Annotated in this window: 6 protein-coding genes; 4 read left to right on the forward strand and 2 right to left on the reverse strand. The window is 53.0% G+C overall.

All coding sequences use genetic code 11. The annotated features are described in order from the left end of the window. The 4 genes from P1U71_RS17495 to P1U71_RS17510 form a co-directional block, all read left to right on the forward strand. Positions 1-1,013 (forward strand): recombinase family protein (locus P1U71_RS17495; protein WP_301106960.1); only part of this gene is annotated, 1,013 nt, incomplete at its 5' end. Between the two features lie 480 nt (positions 1,014-1,493). Continuing rightward, a complete protein-coding gene (locus P1U71_RS17500) occupies positions 1,494-2,159 on the forward strand; it encodes a transposase (protein ID WP_301106961.1) in 666 nt (221 codons plus the stop codon). Then, positions 2,156-2,509, forward strand: a complete 354-nt coding sequence (gene tnpB / locus P1U71_RS17505) for an IS66 family insertion sequence element accessory protein TnpB (RefSeq protein ID WP_301106962.1) — start codon at positions 2,156-2,158, stop codon at positions 2,507-2,509. Before P1U71_RS17500 ends, tnpB begins: the two co-directional genes overlap by 4 nt. Positions 2,510-2,568: 59 nt before the next feature. Next, positions 2,569-4,095, forward strand: coding sequence for an IS66 family transposase (locus tag P1U71_RS17510; RefSeq protein ID WP_301106963.1), 1,527 nt, complete (start codon positions 2,569-2,571; stop codon positions 4,093-4,095). A 230-nt stretch (positions 4,096-4,325) separates the two neighbouring features. Here P1U71_RS17510 and P1U71_RS17515 read toward each other — a convergent pair whose 3' ends face one another. Then, on the reverse strand, positions 4,326-5,621 hold the full coding sequence (locus tag P1U71_RS17515; RefSeq protein ID WP_301106964.1) for a TRAP transporter large permease: 1,296 nt from the start codon (positions 5,619-5,621) through the stop codon (positions 4,326-4,328). A 57-nt stretch (positions 5,622-5,678) separates the two neighbouring features. Continuing rightward, positions 5,679-6,173, reverse strand: a complete 495-nt coding sequence (locus tag P1U71_RS17520; protein WP_301106965.1) for a TRAP transporter small permease — start codon at positions 6,171-6,173, stop codon at positions 5,679-5,681. Positions 6,174-6,346 lie beyond the last annotated feature (173 nt).

Here is a 6,346-nt window from a genome sequence, read left to right on the forward strand (position 1 = left end):
AGCCGTTGTTGCGCAGCAATCTGTATCGGCTACTCTCCAATCCACTTTACATCGGCATGATCCCGCACAAAGGAGAAACCTGGCCCGGGATGCATAAAGCCATCGTTGACCAGGAGACCTGGGACCAGGTTCAGTCAATTATGAGGGGCAACAGCCGGGAACGATCTTCGCCGACAAATGTGAAGGCCCCGTTTCTGCTGACGGGGCTGGTCTTTGACGAAGCGGGAGAACCACTCTATCAGGCCCAGGCCAGCAAGGACGGCAAGCGCTATCGCTATTATATCTCGAAGCAGCTGGCGCAGGATGCCAAACCGGATGCCGGAGGATGGCGGTTGCCGGCTGCGACACTGGAAGAGGCTATCCTCAAACCCGTTCGGGAACTGCTTTACAATCAGAGCCGATTAATCGATGTCCTGCATCTCAAGGACCATAGCCCGCCCGACTTGCAAGTGATAAATGGACGCGCCGTTGATCTGGCCGAAAAGGTCATGGGCAATGATGCCGTTTCACGGAAGGACTTATTAAAGGCAATCATCCATCGGGTTGAACTTAGAGCAAATTCTATCTCTATTGACTTGAGCCGGAAAGCTTTGGCCAGATTGCTGGAAGTACAGCGGGGTGCGGATCACGATGAGAGAGACGAAACCATTACACTTGAAATTGCCATCAAGTTGCAGCGTAAAGGTGTCGAGGCGAAGCTGGTCATTGCCGGTGCGACGAAAGCCCATCAACCTGACCCTGATCTCTGTCAATTGATTGCGAATGCAAGAAACTGGTTTGATCAGTTGGCGTTAGGTGAAGCCCAATCAGTGAAGGAAATCGCCGAGCGTGAAAAGGCCTTTGCTACGGAAATAACCCGGATACTTCCGCTTGCCTTCCTGGCGCCGGAAATTATCGAAGATATTCTGGTCGGGCGTCAGCCTGCAGGATTGAATGTCAGAAGACTTTCGAGGCTCAATCCGCTGCCAACAGACTGGCGCGAGCAGAAAAAGCGGCTCGGCTACCCTGATTAATCCCCACATTATATCCATGGACTGGACGCTGAAACAGGGCGTCAGAGACGAATGCCGAATTGCGGCTTATTCACTCTCATGTGAGCGTCTCTGTTCTGATCGGATATCGCCGAAGCCCCCGGAACTGCGGGGTTCAGGGGCGAACCTGGACTGGATCCAGGTTCGCCTCAAGATTAGTGGTGGAGGTAGCGCTCTCCTGCGAACCCGTCTCTGCCATTTTCCCTGTTAAACAGGGAAAAAACAGGGATTTTTGACGATTTTGGCCTGGATTAGGCTCTGATCACGGCGTAACTATCTAATATTGTTATATTTTTATCCAAGTTCTCTAAGTATCATAACAGGGAAAATTATTTTAGAAACAGGGAGATAGAAAATAGAAGCAGGGAATAAAAGTAAGCGTCCGAACGTTGCACGGTTGTTTCCGGATATGATTTGGCTGATCTTTAGTGAGCGGTGTAATTTGCGCAGGAGAACAGAGTTATGGCCAGATTGAGTAGTGAGAAGCGGGCGGAACTGGAGGGCTTCTGGCGTTCCCATCACGAGGGGTGGGAATGCAGTGCTTTGAATCAACGGGAATATTGCGAAGCGCACGGCCTGCCGCTGAAGCGGTTCGGTAATTGGCGAGCGATGTTCAAGACGGAGACCGCGGCTGTTCAGGGTAAGCTTCTCTACCGACGCGGCGGGAGGCCTGGACATATGGCTGGCCATATGTCTGATAAGGAAATTGCCCCGACTTCAACGGGCTATGTACCCTCGGTAAAATCGATGCCGGAGGCGCGCCGGAACTTCAGGAGGGCGGACAAGAAGCGGATCGTCGCGGAGGCTATGGCTCCCGGCGCGTCGGTATCGGGCATTGCCCGGCGTTACGGGATTGACTCACCGCTGCTGTTCCGGTGGAAGCGGGAGTTCGCCCCACCGGCGCCCGAGCCGGTATTCCTGCCAGCGACCGTGAGTGACGGTCCTGATCAGACGGGCGCAACTTCTCTGCCTGCGCGCGCGCAGGTCGCCGGGCCAGTCATCGTCGAACGATCGCCTCAGGAGATTGAGGTAGAGCTGGTTGGAGGACGGCGTCTGCGCTTTACCCGCGACGTGGAAGCCGGGATGGTACGCGCAATGATCGCGCTTCTGGAAAGACTGGCGTCATGATGATGCTTCCAGCCGGGGTCAAGGTACATATTGCTGCAGGCGCCACTGACATGCGCAAGGGGATGGATGGTCTGGCAATGCTGGTCGAGGCAGTGCTGCGGGAGGATCCGTTCTCGGGTCACCTGTTTGCCTTTCGCGGCCGTAAGACCAACCTGATCAAGTTTGTGTTCCGGGATGGCAATGGCCTGTGCCTCTTCACTAAACGTCTGGACCCGGGCGGGTTCGTCTGGCCCCAGGCCGAAGACCCCGGAGACCGGGTTGTGCTGAGTTCTGCCCAACTGTCGATGCTGATCGAAGGTATCGACTGGCGCGCGCCGGAGCGTGTATGGCGGCCGGAAAAGGCTGGATAACAAGGTCTGACAGATTGTTTTATCATTCATTTACGGGGTGTTTTGATGTATAATCAGACATGCAAATTGATCTGAACAATCTACCCTCTGATACGGCCCTTCTGCAACGTCTTGTCCTCGACATGACGCGTGTGATGACCCACCGGGATGAGGAGATTAACCGCCTCCGCCAGATCATCAAACAGCTGCAACGGGCCCAATACGGTCGCCGGTCCGAGCGGCTTGATCCGGACCAACTGGCGCTCGCGCTGGAGGAACTGGATACCGACATTGCAGAGGTTATCGAGAGCGGGCCTGTGCCACCAGTGGCCGAGCGGACACCGGCGCAGCGCAAGCCGCTGCCTGATCATCTCATCCGCAAGGAAGTGCTGCTTGATATTGAGGAGGGCGGTTGCTCCCGCTGCGGCGGACCACTTCGCGAGATCGGCGAGAGTGTCAGCGAAATGCTTGACTGGGTACCGGCCACCTTACGGGTGATCCGCATTCGCCGTCCCAAATACGCATGCCGGCAGTGCGAGACTGTGGCGCAAGCTTCGGCACCCCAGAGGATCATCACCGGCGGCTATGCAACACCAGCCTTGATTGCGCAAGTCCTGATCAGCAAATACTGCGATCATCTTCCCTTGTATCGCCAATCGCAGATGTTTGCTCGCCAGGGCGTGAAGATCGAGCGCTCAACACTTGCAGGATGGGTAGGCGGGGCCTGCTGGTGGCTCGATGCACTGCATGACAGATTGAGCACGAACATCCTCGCTTCCAATCACCTGTACGCCGACGACACCCCCCTCCCGGTGCTCGATCCAGGGCGCCGACGAACGAAGACAGGTCGACTGTGGGTCTATGCCCGCAACGAGCGAGGCTGGGCAGGCCGCGATCCGCCCGCCGCTGTCTATTTCTATGAGCCGGATCGACGGGCGCAACGGCCTAAACAACATCTGAAAGACTATAGAGGCGTTCTCCATGTCGATGGGTATATTGGATTCGAACAACTGACTCGTGATGGCAGGATCGTGCTTGCCGCCTGCTGGGCGCATGCCAGGCGCAAATTTTACGAGATCGCCAAGGCAGATGGATCGCCGATTGCAGACGAAGTCGTCCGTCGCATTGCCGGGCTTTACGCCCTCGAAGCGAAGATCAGAGGCAAGACACCTGAAGAACGGCTTGCCGTGCGCCAGGCCACGGCACGGCCGCTCATCATGGAATTGAGGCAATGGCTGGAGGCGCAGTTGCCGCGGATCTCCCGGAGTGGCAAACTTGCCGAGGCGATCCGATATGCCCTGATCCGCTGGAACGGGCTCAGCAGGTTCCTGGAGGATGGGTGCGTCGAACTCGACACCAATCCCGTTGAACGCGCCATCCGCCCTGTTGCCCTTGGCCGCAAAAACCATCTGTTTGCCGGAAGCGACCGCGGCGCCAGGCGTTGGGCAACCGTCTGTTCGCCGGTCGAGACGACCAAGCTCAACAAGGTAGAGCCTTACATCTGGCTCACCGACGTACTTCAGCGCATGGTCGATGACCATCCCGTCAACCGTCTCGACGAACTACCCCCCTGGAACTGGAAAGCCCAAAACCCTGTCAATAATTGATGGCGGGCAACGACCGGACGCTTACGGTAATTCATCCTATCGTCTTATTGCCAAACAATCGGCAATACCAATCATGGTACAAAAAATACGCTTCTAATCTTTCAGAAAAAATGTCCGACGGCTGCTTAGCGCAAACCGCCGGACAAGTAACCGCCAAGGGAAGGATAGGCGGTGAAAGGAAATCAAATTTGGTTGATAAATATTTCCGAGCCATTGTCAGGAGGGTAAGGTTAGCCAAATAGAAGCGAGGGTAAATACAACGAAATAATGGGAAACAGTGCAATTAAGGCAACGCGAACAAGATCGGCGCATATAAAAGGGATAATTCCGCGAACAATAGTAGATATTGACACCTCGCTAACGATACTTTTGATCACAAACAAATTTATACCAATCGGCGGAGTGATAAGACCAAGCTCGGCGAGAACCACTATAAGGATGCCAAACCAGACAGGATCATATCCAAGCCCCATAACTATCGGGAAAAATATTGGCACTGTCAGCAATATCATCGACATTGTTTCCATTACCATGCCCAATAAGATGTATATCACGCAAATAATAGCAATCACCATCCAAGGAGAGAAATTCGAATCAAGGATGAAATTCAATAGGACAGAATGAGCGCCGGAGTAATTCAGAAACTCTGAAAATATGCCTGCACCAAGAACGAGGGTGAGCAAAACAACACTGGTTTTCGCGGTGTCCAAAAGTATTGCATAAAATTGAACAAATGAAAGGCTTCGCCGCACTATAGCGAGCGCAAGCGCTCCCCCAGCTCCAATACCAGCAGCTTCGGTTGCGGTGAAAATGCCTCCATAAATACCGCCGATAACCAAGATAAACAATAAAAGTGCAGGCCATATGCGCGTAAGAGAGTGAAATCTTGTGCTCCATCTTTCCTTAGCAATTTCAGGGGCAAAATCTGGATTTCTGCTAACTGCCCAACGAACAGCCAAAAGATATAACGCAACGCCAAGCAACCCCGGAAACAGCCCTGCTGCATAGAGTTTTCCGATATGAGTTTCAGTCGCCACTCCATAAATGAGAAGTATGACGCTGGGCGGAATTAGAATGCCCAAAGTAGCGCCTGCCGCAATTGAAGCTGTGCTTATTTGATCGTCATATTTAAATTCCCGCATGGAGGGGATGGCCACTTTCGCCATCGTTACAACAGTTGCAACACTTGAACCACATATAGCAGCGAAGCCTGCGCTGGCGACGATTGTAGCTGACGCCAAACCGCCACGACGAGCGCTAAGAAATGACTGCGCGGAACGAAACAAGTCGTATGAAATGCCAGCCCCTGCGACCAGGTTACCCATCAACAAAAAGAGTGGCACGACAATCAAGGTATAAGACATCGCGGTATCCCGCGCAACAAACGCCATCATGGTCATCGCTTGGGGCCAACCAACCAAATATCCAAAACCTAAGAAACCTGCCATCGCCATGGACAGAGCGATGGGAACTCTGAGAAAGATAAGCAGGAACGCTAACAGAAATCCTAGGCTAGCTATTAACATTTTGATCCATCTTTCGTTCGATTTTTATTGATCCACAGCGACGGCAATATTCTTGCGTCAATCGGGAAGTTTGGTTGCGTCATGCTCGGTATTCCTATCGGGAAAAGCCATGCGGTAAATAAACACCAGTGTGAGCGCGCCAATCAAGATGGAGATTACATAAAACAGCGGCGCCAGCGGAATTTTCAATGAAGGCGTCGCGTCGCCATACGCGGCCGCTTTTTCGCCTAATTTCCAAAAACTCCAGCATAGCGCTCCAAATAGGATTGTTCCGATAGCGCCTGTTAGCAAGACTTTGGCAAGGTTGAGTATTCGCCCGGCAATCGCATCTAGAATATCAACGGTGATATGACTCGATTCCAGAGTTACGATCGGCAGAAGCAGAAATACCATCAGTCCAATGCAAATTTCAGAACTCTCAACAGCCCCCAGCAAGGGCTGGTTGAAGAGTTGGCGCCCCACAACATCTATGAAGGTAATGGTCATTATTATCAGCAATAATACCGTAGCCGAGATGTTCACAATTATTTTGAGTTTGGATAGAAATTTCATCGTGGAACCCTAACTATATTTTTACGCTGTGGGTCTGCCGACGATCGCGAGCACCTAGATTATCCGCACCATCCGGGAGAATGCCTCACCGCAATGGGTACCGAAACAATGCTCCCCGCCGGGACTTGTTCACAGGTCATAGGCGGGACAGTATCCCGCCTATGAGAAGAATT

Source organism: Sneathiella sp., assembly GCF_029233945.1.
Lineage (GTDB): Bacteria > Pseudomonadota > Alphaproteobacteria > Sneathiellales > Sneathiellaceae > Sneathiella.